Here is a 20042-nt window from a genome sequence, read left to right as displayed (position 1 = left end):
GGGGAAGCGGAACGATGAGCCAGGACGGCGCTCAAGGCCAATTCGAGGGCCGTTCGGTCGGCGGCGGACGCTACCAGCTTCGTGATCTTCTCGGCGCGGGCGGAATGGCTTCCGTGCACCTCGCCTATGACAGCGTGCTGGACCGCGAAGTCGCGATCAAGACCCTGCACACCGAACTCGGTCGGGAACAGGCATTCCGCGAGCGCTTCCGTCGCGAAGCGCAGGCGGTGGCAAAGCTCACGCACACCAATATCGTCTCGGTCTTCGACTCCGGTGAGGACGAGCTCGACGGCGGCATGGTGCCGTACATCATCATGGAGTACGTCTCCGGGCAGCCGCTGCGCTCGGAACTCGACGCCGATGTCGCCAAGCACGGCGCGATGCCCACGGAAAAGGCGCTGAAAATCACCGCCGATGTGCTCGCCGCCCTGGAGGCGAGCCATGAGATGGGCCTGGTCCACCGGGACATCAAGCCGGGCAACGTCATGATGACCAAGCGCAATGTCGTCAAGGTCATGGACTTCGGCATCGCCCGCGCCATGCAGTCCGGCGTGACGTCCATGACGCAGACCGGCATGGTCGTCGGCACTCCGCAGTACCTCTCGCCCGAGCAGGCGCTGGGCCGCGGCGTGGACGCCCGCTCCGACCTCTACTCCGTCGGCATCATGCTCTTCGAGCTGCTGACCGGGCAGCTGCCCTTCGACGCCGACTCCCCGCTGGCCATCGCCTACGCGCATGTGCAGGAGGAGCCCCCGGTCCCGTCGAGCATCAACCGCTCGGTGCCCCCGGCCGTGGACGCCCTGGTGGCACGGGCGCTGAAGAAGAACCCCAACGAGCGGTTCCCGACCGCCGAGGCGATGCAGGACGAGTGTCTGCGGATCGCAGGGTCGGCCCAGTCCGGGGCGACCCCGCTGATCATCGGCGAGGGGCCGCGGGCACGCACCAGCGGCTCGTCGGTCTCCTCCGCGGTATTCCCCACCGCGAGCGGCAACCCGCACACGCCGGCGCCGCCGAACGTCCAGCAGCCATACCAGCCGACGCAGGCCGCCTTCGGGCCCTCGACACCTCCGCCGCCGCCGCCGCCGAACAACGCCTACCCGACGCCGGCGCCGGCCCCGACGCCCACGCCTTTCCATGGCGGCGGCTTCCAGGCTCCGCCGCAGTACAACCCGGCGCCCGTGACGGCCTCGATGCCGGCGAGCGGCGGTCCCGGTGGGCGGAAGAACAACACCCCGGTGATCGTCGTCTCGGCGATCGTCGGCGTGGTCGTGGTCACCGCGATCGCCATCGGCATCGGTCTGAGCGCCGGCTCCAGCGGCACCGAGGGCACCGACGACACCCCGACGTCGACCTACACTCCGTACTCCTACACGCCCTCGCCCAGCGCGAGTGTGCGGCCGGAGGACAAGACCGCGACGATCCTGTCGTCCGAGTGCACCAGCCCCACCAAGAGCTACAGCGACAAGGGCAAGATCCTCTTCCCGTCCTTCCGCTACAAGAACCTGGACTCGGTGAAGGCGTGCATCGAGGCCGCGGGCTGGAAGTACAAGATCGTGAAGGAAGAGGACAGCTCGATCTGGGGCAAGAACACCGTCACGGATCAGACCCCGTCGGCCATCAGCTGGTGGTACCCGAGCAGCAACGACACCATCGAGCTGACCATCTCGACCGGTCGTAGCGGCTGATCCGACGGAGGCCGTCAGGCCCGGTACGCACAGGCCATCAGGCCCGGTAACGCACGGAAGGGCCGGCACGCACTGCGTGCCGGCCCTTCCGCATTCCGCTTCGCTGTTCCGCGCCGTCCTTCAGTCTTCGTACGGGAGTCTTCGTGCGCGTGCCTTTGTGCGCGTGCCTTCGTGCGCGCGGCAGGCGGTCGGCCGAACCGTCAGGTCTCAGAGGTACGGGCCGGAGCGGGCACCGCCGTGGGCGGGGTGCTCCTCATCGCCTTCGAGCGGCCCGGCACCGGGCGGCAGCGCACGGCGCATCGATTCGAGTTGGGCGCGGGCCGCCATCTGCTGGGCGAACAGCGCGGTCTGGATGCCGTGGAAAAGACCTTCGAGCCAGCCCACCAACTGGGCCTGGGCAATGCGCAGTTCCGCTTCCGTCGGCACCGAGTCCTCGGTGAAGGGCAGGGAGAGACGCTCCAGCTCCTCCACCAACTCGGGCGCCAGCCCGTCCTCCAGCTCCTTGAGCGAGGTTGCGTGGATGTCCTTGAGCCGGACCCGGCTCGCCTCGTCCAGCGGAGCGGACTTCACCTCTTCCAGCAACTGTTTGATCATGCTGCCGATGCGCATGACCTTCGCAGGCTGCTCAACCATCTCCGTCACCGGCACCTCGCGACTCTCGTCACCCTCGTCCCCGCTGCCGGAGCCACCGGAGCCGGCGCTACCGAGCGCCATGCCATCCGGGCCGACAACCAGGACGTGCGGGCTCTCCTGCGACCGTTCGTTCATCGGCATATCCATGCCGCCATTCTCTCGTATCGGTCCTCAAGAAACGTGGTGCCCCCAGGGGAGGGTGATCCACCGCGTCGGAGCGAAGTCATTGTGCGCGCAATCTTTGTACACCCGTGCGAGCGGCCCGGTCGGGGCGGGCAGGGCAGGCTCACCGGAGAGGTGCGGGGGCCGCTTGTGTCGGCCGCCCGCCTTCGTGGACGGAGGCTGTTTCACGTGAAACAGCTGCAGTCAGCGGCGGCGCAGCCGAAGGCCGAGAAAGGCCAGGCCGAGTCCGGTGAGAGCAAGGCCGGTGCCCATCGGGAGGACGCGTTCGACTCGGGCTTCCGGCGCTTCGAAGGTGTACGGACTACCCTCCGCCGCCGGGCCTGCTTCGAGGCCCTCCTGCGTGGTGTCGCCCTGCCCCTCGGACCCCCCGGGCGTCTGCCGCGGCGACCCCGGCGCTGCGAACCGTTCCCCCGCCTCGGGACGGCGCGGAGGCTTCACCGGGGCGGCCTTCGCCGGCGCTGACGAGGAGGCTGACGGCGACGGTGCGGGTGACGGCCCTGCGGGGTCCGGCGGGATCTGCGCACCGTCGGCTTCGGGCAAACCGGCCGGCTGGGACGGCTCCGGGCTCTCCGCGTCGGGGAGGTCACGGTCCGCGTCCGGCTCCCGTGCGGAGTCCGGCGGCGACGGCTCGGCCGTCGGCGGCTGGGAGGGGTGCGGTTGCGGTAGACCCGGGAGGTTCGACGGCGGGTCCGGGAAATCGGGGAGCAGGTCCGGCAGTTCTGGGAAGTCGGGCATCTCCGGGAAGGTGTCCAAGTCGTCCGGGAACTCCGCGGGTGGCCCCGGCCGACCGGGGTGGCCCCGGCCCACTCCTGCACTGCTGCCGGCCAGCGGCAGGTCCACCGGGCGGCTGTCCGACGACTGCTGCGGATGACCGAGGTGCGGGGGGCGATCGACCGGTGTCCTCTGCTGGTCGGAGGCTGTGGCGGTGGTTGCCGCCACCTGGAGGGGGAGGACCGCAGCGACCACCAGAAGGCTGGTGGCGATGCGCGAACGGAATCGTGGAGCCACGACCATTGCCCCCTCCGTACCGAGCCGTCGAGTGACGTGTCCAGCGTCACATCTCGCCAGAATTCCGGCATCTCGGGCAGGTCGTTCGAGCGAGCCAGCGGGCCGAGGCTCCTCGGTAGGGCCAACCGGCGCAACGGGAGGGCGACCGACGGCCCCGCAGGGGCTGCTGAGGCCCGCCGCGGAGAGGGGCGGGCGGGGGGCCCGTGGACCCGTGGACCCGCCCCATGCGGCGCGCCTCGTCGCGTCAGACCGTCAGCACGACCTTGCCGACATGCGTGCTCGCGTCCACCACACGGTGCCCCTCGGCGGCGTCCGCCATCGGGATCGTGCGGTCCACGATCGGCCGGACCTGGCCGTTGCCGATCAGTGGCCAGACGTGTTCGCGCACGGCGGCGACGATGGCCGCCTTCTCGCTCAGCGGCCGGGCACGCAGCCCGGTGGCGGTGATCGCGGCACGCTTGGACAGCAGGGCCGCGAGATTCAGCTCCGCCTTCACGCCACCCTGCATGCCGATGATCGCCAGTCGTCCGCTGACCGCCAGCGCCTTGACGTTCTTCTGCAGGTACTTGGCCCCGATGATGTCCAGGATGACGTCCGCGCCCTTGCCGTCGGTCGCCTTGCGGATCTCCTGGACGAAGTCCTGCTCGCGGTAGTCGATGAGGATGTCCGCGCCCAGCTCCGCACAGCGCGCCAGCTTCTCCGGACCGCCGGCGGTGACCGCCACGCGCGCACCGACGGCCTTCGCCAGCTGGATCGCCATCGTGCCGATACCGCTGGAGCCGCCGTGCACCAGCAGCGTCTCGCCGGGCCGCAGGTGCGCGATCATGAAGACGTTCGACCAGACCGTGCACGCCACCTCGGGCAGCGCGGCGGCCTGGATCAGGTCCAGGCCCGGCGGCACCGGCAGGACCTGGCCGGCGGGTACGGCGACCTTCTCGGCGTAGCCGCCGCCCGACAGCAGCGCGCACACCTCGTCGCCCACGGCCCATCCGCTGACGCCCGGGCCGACCTCGGCGATCCGGCCGGCGCACTCCAGACCGGGGTACGGGGAGGAGCCGGGGGGAGGGTCGTAGAACCCCTGACGCTGGAGCAGGTCGGCACGGTTCACCGCGCTGGCCACGACCTCGACCAGCACCTCACCATCGGCGGGCTGCGGATCGGGCACGTCCGCCCAGACAAGTGCTTCGGGGCCACCGGGCTCGGGGATAGTGATCGCTCGCATGGGCGCGAGGCTACTCGCCGTCCGCCCGTGGGGCGACGGGGCGGGGGCGGCAAGCGCAGCGGGAGCGGCGATCACGGCGGTCGACCGCCGGGCCGTGCGGCAGTGAACTCCAATAGGACACGGGACCAACTCCCGGACACCGTAACGAGGATGACGGGCGCGGCAGACCCGGGCGGCCACTCGTCCGCCCGGGTGCCGGCCGGGTCGCCGAGCGTCCGCCCGGATCACGTCCGTGCCGCTACTCGCCCGCCCGGCGCATCGGGGAGACACCATTGCCGGGCGTCGGCCCGTGGGGACGGCCCGACTGCCTGCCCGGGAGGTCCTGCTCGTCCGTCGCGGCCGCCCGCACGATCGTGATCAGGCGGTCCGCGGTCTGCAACGGGCTGGCCGTCGGGTCGTCATAACCGAGGAGGCGGTGGCCGCGCAGGACGGACACGACCAGATCATCGGTGTCCCGGACGGACTTGCCGACCTCCGCCTTCACCACCGGCCGCTCCACCAGGTCCAGGCCGCTGCCCTGCTGGATCAGATCCTCCATGACCGTGCCCGCGCTGGGGCTGAGGACGGAGAGCCCCAGCAGCCGTCCGGCCGCGCTGGCCGAGGTGATCACCGAGTCGGCGCCGGACTGCCGCAGCAGCGGGGCGTTCTCCTCCTCGCGCACCGCGGCGACGATATTGGCCTTCTTGTTCAGCTGACGCGCGGTCAACGACACCAGTACCGCGGTGTCGTCGCGCTGGGTGGCGATGACGACCTGCCGGGCGCGCTGAATCTCGGCCCTCAGCAGCACATCGCTGCGGGTCGCGTCGCCGACCACGCCCGCGAAGCCATCGGCCACCGCGGCGTCGATCACCTTGGCGCTCGGGTCGACGATGACGATGCGGTCGCGGCTCAGGCCCGTGGCGCAGAGAGTCTGGGCGGCACTGCGGCCCTTGGTCCCGAAGCCGACGATGAGGGTGTGGTCGCGCAAGGCGTTTCTCCAGCGTTTCAGTTGCCACTGCTCACGGGTGCGCTCGGTCAGCACCTCCAGTGTGGTCCCGACCAGGATGATCAGGAAGAGCACCCGCAGGGGCGTGATGAGCAGGATGTTCAGCAGCCGTGCGGTGTCGCCGTAGGGGACGATGTCGCCGTAGCCGGTGGTCGAGAGGGTGACCGTCGCGTAGTAGACGCAGTCGAGGAAGTCGACGCTGCCATTGGCGTTGTCGTGGTAATCGTCCCGGTCGAGCCAGACGATGAAGACCGTCGCGACGAGGACGGCAAGCGCCATCAGCAGCCGGCGGCAGACCTGCCGCAACGGCCCCATGGGGGTGCGGCGCGGCAATATCACCCGGCGCGAGCGGTCCTCGGGGATCTCGCGTGCGGCGGCGTCCTGGGACGGGAGCTTCACGCGGTGCCTCCGGTGGGGTGCGCGGGGAACGCCGAGCCCGCGGAATGCGCCCCGGAAGGCGGCCACGGCGCGGACGAGTCGGAGGCACCGGCCGGGCCGTACGCCGTATCCGGTGTGGCCCAGCCTCCCGCCGCACCGGCCGACCAGGGCAGATCCAGCAGCTCGACCTCGGCGCCGCGGTCCGCGCCACCGGCCGGGATCACGGCGAGCGCGTCGGCGGCGGCGATCCCGCGCAGCATGGCGGGCCCGTTGTAGTGCAGGGGTGCCGCCACCACACCGTGCTGATCGTCGTCCCGGTAGGCCACCGGGACGAGCCGGGTGTCGTGCGGATGCCCGTGGACCGCTCCGGCCAGCGGGGTGGGGTACGCCGTGGCCGGGCGCCGGGCGGCGAGCGTACGCAGCAGCGGCTCGGCGAGGGTGAGCAGGCCCGAGACGGCGGCGAGCGGGTTGCCCGGCAGGCCGACGAGGTGGCGGTGCGGGGTGATCCGGGCGAGCAGCATGGGATGCCCGGGGCGTACCTCCACACCGTCCACCAGCACGTCGGCGCCCAGGCGGCGCAGGGTGGGGTGGACGTGGTCGACGGGCCCCGACGCGGTGCCGCCGGTGGTGATGATCACGTCGGCGGTGGATCCGGCGATGGCCGCGTACAACGAGTCGGCGTCGTCCGCGAGGTGGCGGGGCGGCGCCGCCTCGGCGCCCAGCGCATGCAGCCACGGCGCGAGCATCGGGCCGAGCGCGTCCCGGATCCGGCCCTCCTGCGGCAGCCCGTGTTGCAGCAACTCGTCGCCCAGAATGAGCACTTCGACGCGCGGGCGGGGGTAGGTGGTCAGCTCGTCGTAGCCGGCCGCTGCGGCCAGTCCGAGGACCGCCGGGGTCACCAGGGCGCCCGCGGGCAGGAGTTGGTCCCCGCGGCGGCACTCCTGGCCGCGCGGGCGGATGTCCTGGCCGGGCGACGGGGGCCGGAGGGCGAACAGCCGCGCCCGGCCGTCCCCGAGACCCCGTACCTCGCAGTGCTCGCTGCGCAGCACGGCGGTCGCGTTGCCGGGCACGCGCGCGCCTGTGGCGATCCGGATCGCATGACCGTCTGGGAGCACGTCGATGGGGGCGTGACCGGCCAGGATGCCGGGGTGTGAACCGGCCGGGGACGGGGCGCCGGGGTCGACGGGGCGGTCCTCCGCCTGCTCGGTGACGTCGGCCGCGTCCTGGGCGGGGGGGCTCGTGGCACGGCCCTTTGCCCCGTCTTCGGCCCGGTCGCCCGCCGGAGGGTCGAGCCGCCAGGGGCCGGGGCCGGAGACCGCCCAGCCGTCCATCGCCGAGGTGTCGAAGGACGGCAGATCGGTGAGAGCGGCGAGCGGCGCGGCCAGCGTCCGGCCGAGCGCCTCCCCGAGCAGCGAGGTCTCGGGGGCGGGCGGACCCGCCGCGGCACGCCCGGCGATCTCACGGGCCGCACCCCACGGGGCAGCAGGGTCCTCCGAACGGTGCGCGCCGCGGGCGGGGGTGGTGCCGGGGGCGGGGGTGTGGCGGTCGGCTGCGGCGGGGTCGGCGTCGTGGGTGGAGCGCGTGGGCCGGGCGGATTCCGCCGAGTGGTCGGGGTGCGGAGCCTGGCCGGGGTGCGGAGCTTGGTGGGGGTGGGTGGCCTCTTGGGCGTCCGCGGGGTTGCGGGGGCCGCCGGGGCCGTGGGAAGCGCTGCCGCAGGCGGACGCGCTCCCAGACGCTGCGCTGCGGGAGCCGGCATTGCCACGGGAGGCTGAAGTGCTTCCGGAGGTGGGCCCCCAGAGGGCATCGCACACGTCGAACGTGCCGGATTCGCTGCCCTTGGCAGAGCCGTTGTTCTCGTACGGCCCCCGGGAGGCCGCTGGACGTACCCGCGCCGCTCCGCGACCGTTGGCCAGCGCGAGCGCGTCAGCGAGCGCGGCGTCGAAATCCCCGTCGGTCATGGAGCGGTCTTCTCTTCGCTGTCCGTGGTGCCGGCGGGACCGTCCGGCCGGCCGCCCTCGGTGCTCTCCGCGGCCCACCGGTTGGCCAGCGCGGCGGCCTTGGCGGCCAGCTCCGTCACGTCACGGCCCTGTTGGCCCGCAGCGAAGCCGATCAGAAACGTCGTCAGCGGGGCGGCGGGGCGAGCCACACCATGTGCCGCGTCCCGCGCGAGATCGAGAAGTACCGGCGTGTCGACATCGAGTTCGATGCCCAGCTCGGCCTTGACTGCGGTGATCCATTCGTCCAACACGTTTCCATGCTCCCTGATCCGGGCGCGCGCCGCGCTGATGTCTTCCCAGGTGTCGCAGTCGAAGGATGCCGTGGCCGTGGCATCCGGGACACGTGCGAGCGTCAATCGGGACGTCAGCGCGCGCAGCGGCAGCCCGGCCAGGCTCCCGTGTGCGGCACGCAACCGCTCCAGCTCCCGGCGCAACGGCTCAGCCCGATAAGCGGCCACCAACGGCTGGTCCCGCCCCGTCCTGTCCCGCAGCATCGCCCCGTCGGGGGGCGTGGTGCTACTGAGGGGGGCGGCGGGGTTGGAGGGGCTGTCAGCGTGGGGCGTGACGCCGGCGGGGGGCGTGACGCCCTCGCGGGGCGCGGTGTCGGGGTGAGACGCGGTGCGGGCGTCGGGCGTGGTGCCGGCGGGGGGCGCGGTGGCGGGGTGACGCGCGGTGCGGGCGTCGGGCGGGGTGTCTTCGGGCAGCGTGGGCTCTTCGGCAGGCGGGGTGTCTTCGCGCAGCGTGGGGTCTTCGGCAGGCGTGGGGGATTCGCCACGCTTGGGTTCTTCGCCGGGCGTGGCGCTTTCGCCGACTGCCGCTTCATCGGCCGGCTGCGTCGCCGCGGTCACCAGGTCGCGTACGGTCGCGGCCGTCAGGAATGGCAGATCCGCGGAGAGGACAAGGACCGTCGGGGCGGTGGTCTGCCGCAGACCGGCGTCCAGCGCGGCGAGCGGGCCGCCACCAGGCGGATCCTCCAAGGCGCGGACAACCGCGCGGCTGGTCGCACGCCGAGGTCCGACAACGACCGTCACCGCCGCATCCGGGCACGCGGCGAGCACGCGGTCCAGCAGGGGGCGGCCGCCGACGGACAACGCGGGTTTGTCCGCCCCGCCGAGCCGACGAGCCGCACCCCCGGCCAGCACGATGGTGTCGTAGTCGGTGTGGTCGCTCACCCCATGAGTATCGCCGGGAGCGCCGTCCTGACACAGGGGCCACCGAGTCACCGTGGTTACAGAGCGGTCACCGAGGCCCCGCTGCCACGGAGAGGTCCCGAGTCACGCCGCCCGACAGCAGTTCACCAAGCCCCCACGGCCCAGCCCGCCAGACCCGTCACCAGGACACACAGAGCGCGCAGCGGGGACACAGAGACCGCCGAATCGCTTCGCCGACGGCGGGCCGCATGCTCTCAGGGCAGCGACCTGAGGCCCGCGGGACCTCATGCCCGCAAGGGGACAGAGCTGCGGGGGGGGGGGGGGGGGAGAGAGATGGGGCCGGGGGGCAGGGGTGCAGGGTGGACAGGAGGCAGGGGGCCGGGGGGACAGTGGAGCAGGGGGACAGAGCCGCAGGAGACAGGGCCGCAATCCCGCACGACCGCCCGGCGCTCAGGCCCACAGGCCCCATGCCCGCCAGCCCGTCAACCGGTCGGCCCGCCAACCCGCCAGCCCGTCGGCCCGTCGGCCCGTCCACCGCGACCGCCTTTAGGCCACAGGTTCACGGCGGCCCGCGCTCACGGGCCTATCACTCACCGTCGATCACACCGGCCATCTCCCCTCGGGCCCCGCTCGCTGCCTTCTCCAGAACTCCACGAGCCGCCTCGCTCAGCGGTCACCCGGCCTCGCAGTCAACGCGCCCGCAGTTGCCGCCGCCGTAGCTCAGCTGCCGGCTCCCCCTCCCAGCCAGATCAGCCAGAACTCACAACAGTCCCGCAGCCCCAGCCCCAGCCCCGCCCCCGACCAAGAGCACTAGCCACCCCAGCAGTCTCAGGAGCAACAGCAACAGCCCCCTCAGCGGCTCCACCTGCCACAACACCAGACGTACGCAACGGCAGCGTGCGCAACGGCAGGGCCCCAACCAGGTCAGCGTCCCCCACTAGATCAGCACCCCCAACAACGGCACCCTGACCAACGGCACTCTGACCGGCGGCACCCTGACCGGCGGCATGACCCGCAAGCAACAGCAGCCGAACCAGCAATCACTGCCGCCCCGACCACTGCCGCCGCAGTCACAGCGCCCGCAACAGCAGCGCCGGCTGTTCCACGCAGTCGGCGACGAATCGCAGGAAGCCGCCCGCCGTGGCGCCGTCGCATATCCGGTGATCGAAGGTGAAGGAGAGCTGCACCACCTGACGGACGGCCAACTCACCGTCGTGCACCCAGGGTTTGGCGGTTATCCGGCCGACACCCAGCATCGCGGCCTCGGGATGGTTGATGATCGGTGTGGAGCCGTCGACCCCGAAGACGCCGTAGTTGTTGAGGGTGAAGGTGCCGTGCGTCATCTCGGCGAGGGACAGACCGCCGCTGCGCGCGGTGTCGGTGAGCCGGGCGATCTCGTCGGACATTTGCTCCGCCGTACGGGCATGGGCGTCCCGGATCACCGGCACCACCAGGCCGCGATCGGTCTGCGCCGCGAAGCCCAGGTGGACGGCGGGCAGCCGAACGATCTCCTGGGATTCGGTGTCGACGGTCGCATTGAGTTCCGGGTACCGCGCCAGCGCGGCCGTGCACACCCTGGCCAGGAGCGCGAGCAGAGACACCTTGGGGGCGCCCGGCACGTTCATCGCCTTGCGGGCGGCGAGGAGTTCGGTGGCGTCGGCGTCCACCCAGCAGGTCGCGTCCGGGATCTCCCGTCGGCTGCGGCTGAACTTCTCGGCGGCGGCACCGCGCATCCCACGCAGCGGGATCCGCTCCGCGCCCGGCTCGGTCCCGACCCGGCTCCCGGACGCGGGCCCGGAGACGCCCCCGAGGCCGGAGACGGGGGCAGTCCTGGCGCCTGTGCGGGACCCGGCCCCAACCGTGTCCGGCACGCCCGTACCGATCGCGTCCGTCGTGCCCGTGTCCGCAGCGGCCGTCGCAACCGTTCCGGCAGCACCGGCCGCCTCCTGCTGTCCACGGATGGCACGCTCGACATCCGTACGGAGGATCAGTCCCTCCCGCCCGCTTCCCCTCACTTCTCCCAGATCCAGGCCGTGCTCCCGCGCCATCCGCCGCACGAGCGGCGAGATGACGGCCGCGGTACGGCTCCCGGCGGCCGCTGCCTCCGGACTCACCGACTCCGCCGCCCCGGGAGCCGAGGCGGGCCCAACAGTCGCGGCGGTCCCGGCAACCGCTGCCGAACCCTCAGACACGGCAGCAGCGGTGTTCGCCGTTCCGACGGCCGTCCCCGAGTGCGTGGAATCACCAGCGGCCGCACCTTCCCGTTCCCGCCCGGCCTCCGCCGGCCCGTGAGGCCGCGTCCCGCCCGGCGCAGGGCCCGCGCCCTCCCCCGGCCGGATGCGCCGCCGCCGCGCCACGGACGCGCTCGTGCCGTACCCGACGAGCACATTGCCCGATCCCGAGTCGGCCGATCCCGAGCCCGCCGACGCGGAGTCGGCCGAACCCGAGTCCGCCTGTCCTGAGGGCGTCGATCCCGCTCCCGCCTCGTCGGAGCCCGCGGCCGGCCCGCCCGCCTCCAGGTCATCCGGCACCGCCCCAACGGCGACCATGACCAGCGGCGCTCCGACCGGAACCTCGGCACCCTCCTCACCGAAACGGGCGGTCACCACGCCCCCATAGGGACACGGCACCTCCACCAGCGCCTTGGCGGTCTCGACCTCCACCACCGGCTGGTCGATGGCCACCACCTCACCGACCTCGACCATCCAGTGCACGATCGTCGCCTCGGTGAGCCCCTCCCCCAGATCGGGAAGCGTGAATTCACGGACCACGGCCATCACTCACCACGTCCCTCGGTCCAGTCCGACTCCCACTGGAGGCGGGCGACGGTGTCCAGAATCCGGTCCACGCCCGGCAGGTGGTGCCGCTCCAGCATCGGCGGCGGATACGGGATGTCGAATCCGGCGACGCGCAGAACCGGCGCCTCCAGATGGTGGAAGCAGCGCTCCGTGATCCGCGCCGCGATCTCGCCCCCCGGCCCGCCGAACCCGGTCGACTCATGGACGACCACGGCTCGTCCGGTACGCCGCACGGAGGCACAGACCGTCTCGTCGTCGAACGGCATCAGCGAGCGCAGATCGAGGACTTCCAGGTCCCAGCCCTCCGCCCGGGCCGCCTCGGCCGCCTCCAGGCAGACCGGCAGCGAAGGGCCGTAGGTGATCAGTGTGGCGCTGTCCCCACGGCGGCGGACCTCGGCGCGGCCTATGGGGGCGACGGCCGTGGGGGCGTCGGGCGACCAGTCGGCCTTGGACCAGTACAGCCGCTTGGGTTCGAGGAAGATGACCGGGTCGTCGGAGGCGATGGAGGCGCGCAGCAGCCCGTAGGCGTCGGCGACCGTTGCCGGGGTGACGACATGGAGGCCGGGGGTGGCAAGGTAGTACGCCTCGGAGGAGTCGCTGTGGTGCTCGACCCCGCCGATCCCGCCGCCGTAGGGAATGCGGATGGTCAGGGGCATCGGCATGGCGCCGCGGGTGCGGTTGCGCATCCGCGCGACATGGCTGATCAGCTGCTCGAACGCCGGATAGGCGAACGCGTCGAACTGCATCTCCACGACCGGCCGCAGCCCGTACATGGCCATGCCGACGGCGGTGCCCAGGATGCCGGCCTCGGCGAGCGGCGTGTCACTGCAGCGGTCCTCGCCGAACTCCTTGGCCAGGCCGTCGGTGACCCGGAAGACGCCACCCAGGGCGCCGACGTCTTCCCCCATGACGTGGACCGTCGGGTCCTCGGCCATGGCGTCGCGCATCGCGCGGGTGAGCGCCTGCGCCATGGTGGCGGGCTTGCGCGCGGTCGCCGGAGCGATGGTCGTCATGGTCGGTTCCCCTCGGCGGACTCGGCGGCGGTGGCCGGCTCCTCGGTGTGGCCGGCGGCCTCCGCGTCCAGCTCGGCCCGCAACTGCACTGCCTGCTCCCGGAGTTGCCCGGTCTGCTCTGCGTACACGTGGGTGAACAGGTCCATGGGGTCGAGCTCGGCGTCCTGGTTCATCCGGTCCCGCAGCGCGGCCGCCAGCTGCTCCGCGCCGTCCCGCGTGTCCCTGAGGAACTTCTCCGTCAGCAGGTCACGCGCTTCCAACTCGCTCTCCAGAAGGGCTATCGGGTCGTGCTCCCGCCAGGTCTCGACCTCGGAATCGGTGCGGTAGCGGGTGGCGTCATCGGCGTTGGTGTGGGCCTCGATGCGATAGGTGACGGCCTCGACCAGGGTGGGACCGCCGCCGCTGCGGGCCCGCTGCACCGCTTCGGTGAGGACCTCGTGCATCGCGGGGGCGTCATTGCCGTCGACGAGGCGGCCGGGCATGCCGTAGCCGACCGCCTTGTGGGCCAGGGACGGCGCGGCTGACTGCTTGGCGAGCGGTACGGAGATCGCGAAGCCGTTGTTCTGGACGAGGAAGACCACCGGGGCCTGCCAGACCGCCGCGAAGTTCAGCGCCTCGTGGAAATCGCCCTCGCTCGTGCCACCGTCGCCGACCATCGCGAGGGCGACGACATCGTCGCCCTTGAGGCGAGCGGCGTGCGCCAGGCCGACCGCGTGCGGGAGTTGGGTGGCGAGGGGGGTGCACAACGGGGCGATGCGGTGCTCGCGCGGGTCGTATCCCGTGTGCCAGTCGCCCCGCAGCAGGGTCAGCGCCTGCACGGGGTCGAGGCCACGGGCCACGGCGGCGAGGGTGTCGCGGTAGCTGGGGAAGAGCCAGTCCCGGTCCTCGAGCGCCAGCGCGGCGGCGACCTCGCAGGCTTCCTGCCCGGTGGAGGACGGATAGACCGCCAGCCGCCCCTGCCGGGTCAGGGCGGTGGCCTGCGCATTGAACCTGCGGCCCCGCACCAGCTGGGCGTAGAGCCGCGTCAGCAGCCCGGGGTCGAGCCGGCGCGCGGCTTCCGTCCCCAGCAGGCGGTACGGCTCGGCGTCGGGCAGGAGGGGCGCCGGGTCGACGCGCGGCCGCCAGGCGGGCGGCGGGCCGGACAGGCCGCTCTTGTTCCTGCTGCTGCCGGGCTGCTCAAGGACCGTCATGACGAGCACCTCCTCGAATCGAAGGGGTGGCGCGGAGCGCCTCAATGGGGTGGGGGGCGGGCGACGGGTGGGCAGGATGGGACATGGTCGGGGCGGGTAGCCCTTCCCTACCGATTGTTCGGTCGCTGATGCATTTTGGCTACAGGCGGGCCCAGCCTGTGGACAAACGGTTCTCCACAGCTTGTGATGAAGTCAGGGTGTCCACAAAGGGGAGGCGGGACCACATGCCGGACGAACAGATGGCCAATCCCGGCGGCCAGCCACCGGCGGCGCCCGCACCGCTCCCGCCCGCCGCGCGCCCTCTGGACACCATCGACCGCTCGATCCTGCGCATGCTGCAGACCGACGGAAGGGCGTCGATACGCTCCGTCGCCGAGCGCGTGCACGTCTCGCGAGCCAACGCCTACGCCCGGATCAACCGGTTGATCGAGGACGGCGTGATACGCGGCTTCGGCGCCCGCGTCGACCAGGAACGCGCAGGTCAGGGCGCCTCCGCCTACATCACGCTGAAGATCGTGCAGAATTCCTGGCGCACCGTACGCGCCCAGCTCACGGCCCTGCCCGGAGCCACCCACATCGCGCTGGTCAGCGGCGATTTCGATGTACTTCTACTGGTCCACACCAAGGACAACCGGGAGCTGCGGGAGCTGGTCCTCACTCGGATCCAGTCGATCCCGGAAGTACTCAGCACCCGCACCCTGCTGGTCTTCGAGGAAACCGACCTCGGGACGGAGCCCGGGTCGGAACAGCAGTGACCCGCGGCCCTATGTGATGCAGCCGTACCTGGCGCAGCCCTACCTGCCCCACAGCCGTACGTGACGCACCCGTACGACGACCGGGTGAGGCTCTGCCCTCGACCCAGGGCGGCCGGGTCCTTCAGGACCTGCGCAGGCCCGCGAACGCCGTCCGCACCACGGCCTCGGCGACCTCGTCCCGGCTGGCCGCGCCCCCGCGCCCGGGCCGGTACCACTCCACGACCGAGTTGATCATTCCGAAGAGCAGGCGGGTGGCCAGCCGAATGTCGACGTCGGCCCGCAGATCCCCCTCGTCGGCCGCCCGCTTGAGCAGGTCGGCGACCTGGTGGTCGAACTCGCGGCGGCGCTCCATGGCCCACCGCTCACTGTCCGTGTTTCCGCGCACCCGCAACAGCAGCGTCACATAGGGCAGTTCGTCCATCAGCACCTCGGCCTCGCGCCGGGTGACGTACTCCAGCCGCTCGATCGCCCGCCCCTCGACGGCGCCGGGCTCCTCCAGCACACCGAACAGCCCGTCCAGGGCCCGGCTTATCGCCCGGTGCAGCAGCTCTTCCTTGCTGCGCACGTGGTGGTAGATCGAGGACTTGGAGATGCCCGCCGCCTTGGAGAGGTGCTCCATGGAGGTGCCGTCGTACCCGCGCTCGTTGAACACCTCCACGGCGACCGCGAGCAGCGAATCGGGCGTGTAGGTGTCGCGCTTGGCCATGGTCATGATTAGAGCACCTGTCCCTGCACTTCCGCACGGCGCCGCAGTGCCCAGGAGGGTGCGTAGCGGCCGCCGGCGGTCTGATGGTCCAGGGAGTCCAGCAGATCCCGCACCCACCTGGCGCCGAGGCGCTCCGCCCACTCCAGGGGGCCGCCGGGGTAGTTCACGCCCAGCCGCATGGCGGTGTCGATGTCCTCGGGGCTCGCGACCTCCCGGGCCACGGCGTCGACGGCGAAGTCGACGATCATGGCGACCGTGCGGGCCACGATCATGCCCGGCACGTCCCGGATCACGCTGACCTGCTTGCCGAGGGCCTGGAACAGCCCGGCCGCCTCGGCGAGATCCGCCGCGGAGGCGGTCTCCGAAGCGGTGAGGGCGATCCGGGTCGCGGCGCGGTAGTCGAGCGAGAGATCGAAGCGGACACACCGCCCATGGGCCGCGCTCGTCGCCGGGGCTCCGCCGGTCAGGGCCAGAGCAGCCCCGCCCGGCAGCCGGATGACACCTGCGCGGTCACCGGTCGCACGCTCGCCGGTGATCTTGATGCCGGCTTCCTCGATCAGCTCGCGCAGTACCGCGGCCGGGCCGGGCAGCTCGCCGTGCAGGCCGATGCTCTCCGGAGCGGGGCTCGCGGCGGCGGTCTGCGGCGCGGGCCGCTCGGCGCCCTCGGCGTAGTCGAACCAGCCGCGCCCGGCCTTGCGGCCGTGCAGCCCGGATTCCACCAGCCGCCGCTGCGCAAGGGACGGTGTGAATTTCGGGTCCTGGAAGAACGACGTCCACACGGAGTGCGTGACGGCCTCGTTGACGTCCTGACCGATGAGGTCGGTCAGCTCGAACGGGCCCATCTTGAAACCGGCGCCTTCCCGCAGCACGGCGTCGATGGTCGCCGGGTCCGCGGCCCGTTCCTCGTAGGCCCGCAGCGCCTCGGCGTAGAAGGGGCGGGCGATGCGGTTGACGATGAATCCGGGGGTGTCCGCGCAGCGCACCGGCGTCTTGCCCCAGGCCGCGGCGGTGTCGTACGCGGTGGTGGCGGCGGCCTCGTCGGTGGCGAATCCGCTGATGACCTCCACGAGCGGGAGCAGCGGCGCGGGGTTGAAGAAGTGCAGGCCCACGAACCGGCCGGGGTGCCGCAGGGGACCGGCGACGGCGGTCACGGACAGCGAGGAGGTGTTGGTGGCCAGCAGGCAGTCCGCCGGAACGATCTCCTCCAGGGCGGTGAACAGCTGCTGCTTGGCAGGCAGTTCCTCCAAAATCGCCTCGACGACCAGCGCGGCGTCGGCCAGGTCGGCGAGGTCGGCTGCGGGGGACAGCCGGTCGCGCGCCGCGTCCCGCTCCTGCGCTGTGATCCGGCCTTTTTCAGCGAGCCGATCCAGCCGCCGCACGAGGGCCGCGGCTGCCTCCCCGGCACGCCCCGGTGCCGCGTCGTAGAGGCGTACGCGATGGCCGGCGACCAGCGCCACCTGCGCGATTCCTTGCCCCATTGTGCCGGTGCCGACCACTGCCACGGTGCCGCTGGTCTCTATTGCCGTCATGCCGACAGATCCTCCCCGACCGAATTGTCCACAGGTTTGCCGGGCCCTCTTGCCCCGACCGATCGTTCGGTTACTCTAACTCCGTCGGCTTGTTCACTCCCAGTTCCACGACCGCTGTCCGCCCCATCCGCTCCCGCCGGCCGCCGCTCGACCGCACCACTCACGCTTTCGTCCCTCAGCCCTTGCCCGTAGCTCTTCCCGCACCGCCGCATTTCGCATTCCGCACCCCTGCTTTCCGCCCCATCCGCTCTCCGCCCGGCTCGACGAGGAGTTGGTCATCGATGGCCGCCGAAATGACCGCAGCGCAGTTGATCGCGAAGCACCGCCCGACCCTCGACCAGACGCTGGAGGCGATCAACAGCCGCGCGTACTGGTCCCCCCACCCCGAGCACCCGAAGGCGTACGGCGAGGACTCCGCACCCGAGGGCCTGGCCGCCTTCGAGGCGCTCCGCGGCAAGCCGTTCGACCTCGACCAGCCCGGGACGGACGACTGGGTGGGCGAGGAAGTCTCGCCGTACGGACCGGAGCTGGGCATCAGCTATCCGCATCCGGATGTGGACGTCCTGCTGCCGAGCATGCGTGCCGCGATGCCCGCCTGGCGGGCCGCGGGACCCGAGGCGCGGGCCGCGGTGTGTCTGGAGATCCTCGCGCGGATCAGCGCACGCACCCATGAGTTCGCCCAGGCCGTGATGCACACCAGCGGGCAGGCGTTCATGATGGCGTTCCAGGCGGGCGGCCCGCATGCGCAGGACCGCGGCCTGGAGGCGGTGGCCTACGCGTACGCCGAGCAGACCCGCACCCCCGAGCAGGCAGCGTGGTCCAAGCCGCAGGGCAAGCGCGATCCGCTGGAGCTGACCAAGACCTTCACCGCCGTGCCGCGCGGTGTCGCGCTGATGATCGGCTGCAACACCTTCCCGACGTGGAACGGCTATCCCGGCCTCTTCGCCTCGCTGGCCACCGGCAACCCGGTACTGGTCAAGCCGCATCCGCGCGCCGTGCTGCCGCTGGCGCTGACGGTCAAGGTGGCGCGCGAGGTGCTCGCCGACGCCGGCTTCCCCGCCGATCTGGTCTGCCTGGCGGTGGACAGGCCGGGCGAGGGCCTCGCCAAAACGCTGGCCGTCCGCCCCGAGGTCCGCATCATCGACTACACCGGCTCGACCGGCTTCGGCGACTGGCTGGAGACGCATGCCCGGCAGGCGCAGGTCTTCACGGAGAAGGCCGGCGTCAACACCGTCGTCATCGACTCCACCGACAACTACAAGGGCATGCTCAGCAACCTGGCCTTCTCGCTGTCGCTGTACAGCGGCCAGATGTGCACCACCCCGCAGAATCTGCTGATCCCGCGCACCGGCATCACCACGGACGCCGGCCCGAAGTCGTACGACGAGGTCGTCAGCGACCTCGCGGGCGCCGTGAGCGGGCTGCTCGGCGACGACGCACGTGCCAACGCCCTGCTGGGCGCGATCGTCAATCCGCAGGTCAAGGAGCGCATCGAGGCTGCATCCGGGCTCGGTGAGGTGGCGCTGGAGTCCCGCGCCGTGGCCAACCCCGAGTTCCCCGACGCGACCGTCCGTACGCCGGTGATGGTCAAGCTGGACGGCGCCGAGCCGGGCTCGGAGGCGGCCTATCTGTCGGAGTGCTTCGGCCCGGTGTCCTTTGCCGTGGCGGTCGACTCCGCGGCCGCCGGGGTGGAGCTGCTGCGGCGCACCATTCGCGAGCAGGGCGCCATGACGGTCGGCGCGTACACCACCTCCCCCGAGGTGGAGCAACTGATCGAGGATGCCTGCCTGGAGGAGTGCGCGCAGCTGTCACTGAACCTGACCGGCGGCGTCTATGTGAACCAGACGGCGGCCTTCTCCGACTTCCACGGCTCGGGCGGTAACCCGTCGGCCAATGCCGCGCTGTGCGACGGCGCATTCGTGGCGAACCGCTTCCGGACGGTGGAGGTGCGCAAGCCGGCGTAAGTGCTCATGGCGGGGCCCGGCAATGCCTGAATGCCTGGTGCCGGGCCCGCACAGCGCGCCGTAGCACCTGCCCTGTCGCCTCGTTGCCCGGCGGGAGCGCGCCGGCGACTTTCTCGGGCCTCAGAGGCCGGGCGGCGCCTCGATGTGCGCATGGCGGCCGATCCAGGCGTGCATGGCGATGGCGGCCGCGGCACCCGCGTTGATCGAGCGGGTCGATCCGAACTGCGCGATCGAGCACACGACGGAGGCGTGGCGGCGCGCCTCCTCGGTCAGTCCCGGGCCCTCCTGGCCGAACAGCAGCACGCAGCGCCGGGGCAGCGCGGTCGTCTCCAGCGGCACCGCGCCGGGGAGGTTGTCGATCCCGATGATCGGCAACCCTTCGGCGGCGGCCCAGGCGGTGAGGTCCTCGGTGTCCGGGTGATGCCGCACATGCTGGTAGCGGTCGGTCACCATCGCGCCGCGGCGGTTCCAGCGACGCTGCCCGACGATATGGATCTCCTTGGCCAGGAACGCGTTCGCGGTCCTGACGACCGAGCCGATGTTGAAGTCGTGGCCCCAGTTCTCGACAGCCACATGGAAGTCGTGGCGGCGGGTGTCGAGGTCCGCGACGATCGCTTCGCGCGTCCAGTAGCGGTACTGGTCGACGACATTGCGCCGGTCACCGTGCGCGAGCAGCTCGGGGTCGTAGTGCTCACCCTGCGGCCAGGGCTCGGGGTGCGGGCCGACGCCGACCTTGGGCCCGTACCCCTCGTCGTACTGGACCGCCTCGCCGGCCGGGGCCACCACAAGGGCGGCACCGGCCGCGTCGGCCACGCTGCCGTCGCCGCCCCGGGCGGTGGTCTGAT

Annotated in this window: 15 protein-coding genes; 3 read left to right on the top strand and 12 right to left on the bottom strand. The window is 71.9% G+C overall.

Annotated features, from left to right (window positions below):
- Window positions 1-14: 14 nt before the first annotated feature.
- Window positions 15-1685, top strand: coding sequence for a protein kinase (locus tag ACH4FH_RS04510; protein WP_398554233.1), 1671 nt, complete (start codon window positions 15-17; stop codon window positions 1683-1685).
- A 207-nt stretch (window positions 1686-1892) separates the two neighbouring features.
- Here the strand turns inward: ACH4FH_RS04510 and ACH4FH_RS04505 are convergent, their stop codons facing one another.
- The 9 genes from ACH4FH_RS04505 to pdhA form a co-directional block, all read right to left on the bottom strand.
- Window positions 1893-2465 (bottom strand): bacterial proteasome activator family protein, encoded by a 573-nt coding sequence (locus ACH4FH_RS04505; protein ID WP_398554232.1) that lies wholly within the window; start codon window positions 2463-2465, stop codon window positions 1893-1895.
- 219 nt (window positions 2466-2684) lie between these two features.
- The gene (locus tag ACH4FH_RS04500) at window positions 2685-3509 is read right to left on the bottom strand and encodes a hypothetical protein (protein WP_398554231.1); all 825 of its coding nucleotides are present in this window, start codon (window positions 3507-3509) and stop codon (window positions 2685-2687) included.
- A gap of 244 nt (window positions 3510-3753) precedes the next feature.
- On the bottom strand, window positions 3754-4731 hold the full coding sequence (locus tag ACH4FH_RS04495; protein ID WP_398554230.1) for an NAD(P)H-quinone oxidoreductase: 978 nt from the start codon (window positions 4729-4731) through the stop codon (window positions 3754-3756).
- A gap of 238 nt (window positions 4732-4969) precedes the next feature.
- On the bottom strand, window positions 4970-6115 hold the full coding sequence (locus tag ACH4FH_RS04490; RefSeq protein WP_398554229.1) for a potassium channel family protein: 1146 nt from the start codon (window positions 6113-6115) through the stop codon (window positions 4970-4972).
- Entirely contained in the window at window positions 6112-8052 is a 1941-nt protein-coding gene (locus tag ACH4FH_RS04485; RefSeq protein WP_398554228.1) for a molybdopterin-binding protein, read from the bottom strand. The genes ACH4FH_RS04490 and ACH4FH_RS04485 overlap by 4 nt, the downstream gene beginning before the upstream one ends.
- The gene (locus ACH4FH_RS04480; RefSeq protein WP_398554407.1) at window positions 8049-9299 is read right to left on the bottom strand and encodes an NTP transferase domain-containing protein; all 1251 of its coding nucleotides are present in this window, start codon (window positions 9297-9299) and stop codon (window positions 8049-8051) included. Before ACH4FH_RS04480 ends, ACH4FH_RS04485 begins: the two co-directional genes overlap by 4 nt.
- A gap of 1013 nt (window positions 9300-10312) precedes the next feature.
- Window positions 10313-12019, bottom strand: a complete 1707-nt coding sequence (locus tag ACH4FH_RS04475; RefSeq protein ID WP_398554227.1) for a dihydrolipoamide acetyltransferase family protein — start codon at window positions 12017-12019, stop codon at window positions 10313-10315.
- A complete protein-coding gene (locus ACH4FH_RS04470; RefSeq protein WP_398554226.1) occupies window positions 12019-13053 on the bottom strand; it encodes an alpha-ketoacid dehydrogenase subunit beta in 1035 nt (344 codons plus the stop codon). Before ACH4FH_RS04470 ends, ACH4FH_RS04475 begins: the two co-directional genes overlap by 1 nt.
- Window positions 13050-14243, bottom strand: coding sequence for a pyruvate dehydrogenase (acetyl-transferring) E1 component subunit alpha (pdhA, locus tag ACH4FH_RS04465; protein ID WP_398554225.1), 1194 nt, complete (start codon window positions 14241-14243; stop codon window positions 13050-13052). Before pdhA ends, ACH4FH_RS04470 begins: the two co-directional genes overlap by 4 nt.
- A 224-nt stretch (window positions 14244-14467) precedes the next feature.
- Between pdhA and ACH4FH_RS04460 the strand changes: the two genes are divergently transcribed.
- On the top strand, window positions 14468-14998 hold the full coding sequence (locus tag ACH4FH_RS04460; RefSeq protein ID WP_398554224.1) for an Lrp/AsnC family transcriptional regulator: 531 nt from the start codon (window positions 14468-14470) through the stop codon (window positions 14996-14998).
- A 121-nt stretch (window positions 14999-15119) separates the two neighbouring features.
- Here ACH4FH_RS04460 and ACH4FH_RS04455 read toward each other — a convergent pair whose 3' ends face one another.
- Window positions 15120-15710, bottom strand: coding sequence for a TetR/AcrR family transcriptional regulator (locus ACH4FH_RS04455; RefSeq protein WP_398554223.1), 591 nt, complete (start codon window positions 15708-15710; stop codon window positions 15120-15122).
- Window positions 15711-15712: 2 nt separating this feature from the next.
- Window positions 15713-17233, bottom strand: coding sequence for a 3-hydroxyacyl-CoA dehydrogenase (locus tag ACH4FH_RS04450; protein ID WP_398554222.1), 1521 nt, complete (start codon window positions 17231-17233; stop codon window positions 15713-15715).
- Window positions 17234-17514: 281 nt separating this feature from the next.
- Here ACH4FH_RS04450 and paaN point away from each other — a divergent pair, with 281 nt between their 5' ends.
- A complete protein-coding gene (gene paaN / locus ACH4FH_RS04445) occupies window positions 17515-19197 on the top strand; it encodes a phenylacetic acid degradation protein PaaN (RefSeq protein ID WP_398554221.1) in 1683 nt (560 codons plus the stop codon).
- Between the two features lie 120 nt (window positions 19198-19317).
- Here paaN and ACH4FH_RS04440 read toward each other — a convergent pair whose 3' ends face one another.
- Window positions 19318-19983 (bottom strand): TrmH family RNA methyltransferase, encoded by a 666-nt coding sequence (locus ACH4FH_RS04440; protein ID WP_398554406.1) that lies wholly within the window; start codon window positions 19981-19983, stop codon window positions 19318-19320.
- Window positions 19984-20042: the final 59 nt, after the last annotated feature.

It is taken from the genome of Streptomyces sp. NPDC017993, from assembly GCF_044328065.1.
Taxonomy (GTDB): Bacteria; Actinomycetota; Actinomycetes; order Streptomycetales; family Streptomycetaceae; genus Streptomyces.
This window is presented reverse-complemented; position numbering and strand designations above follow the sequence as displayed.

Excerpts from the sequence above, each read along its gene's own strand:
- ACH4FH_RS04455 (WP_398554223.1), bottom strand. The coding sequence starts at position 15,710 with ATGACCATGGCCAAGCGCGACACCTACACGCCCGATTCGCTGCTCGCG.
- ACH4FH_RS04470 (WP_398554226.1), bottom strand. The coding sequence starts at position 13,053 with ATGACGACCATCGCTCCGGCGACCGCGCGCAAGCCCGCCACCATGGCG.
- pdhA (WP_398554225.1), bottom strand. The coding sequence starts at position 14,243 with ATGACGGTCCTTGAGCAGCCCGGCAGCAGCAGGAACAAGAGCGGCCTG.
- ACH4FH_RS04505 (WP_398554232.1), bottom strand. The coding sequence starts at position 2,465 with ATGGATATGCCGATGAACGAACGGTCGCAGGAGAGCCCGCACGTCCTG.
- ACH4FH_RS04485 (WP_398554228.1), bottom strand. The coding sequence starts at position 8,052 with ATGACCGACGGGGATTTCGACGCCGCGCTCGCTGACGCGCTCGCGCTG.
- ACH4FH_RS04460 (WP_398554224.1), top strand. The coding sequence starts at position 14,468 with ATGCCGGACGAACAGATGGCCAATCCCGGCGGCCAGCCACCGGCGGCG.
- ACH4FH_RS04510 (WP_398554233.1), top strand. The coding sequence starts at position 15 with ATGAGCCAGGACGGCGCTCAAGGCCAATTCGAGGGCCGTTCGGTCGGC.
- ACH4FH_RS04495 (WP_398554230.1), bottom strand. The coding sequence starts at position 4,731 with ATGCGAGCGATCACTATCCCCGAGCCCGGTGGCCCCGAAGCACTTGTC.
- ACH4FH_RS04475 (WP_398554227.1), bottom strand. The coding sequence starts at position 12,019 with ATGGCCGTGGTCCGTGAATTCACGCTTCCCGATCTGGGGGAGGGGCTC.
- paaN (WP_398554221.1), top strand. The coding sequence starts at position 17,515 with ATGGCCGCCGAAATGACCGCAGCGCAGTTGATCGCGAAGCACCGCCCG.
- ACH4FH_RS04450 (WP_398554222.1), bottom strand. The coding sequence starts at position 17,233 with ATGACGGCAATAGAGACCAGCGGCACCGTGGCAGTGGTCGGCACCGGC.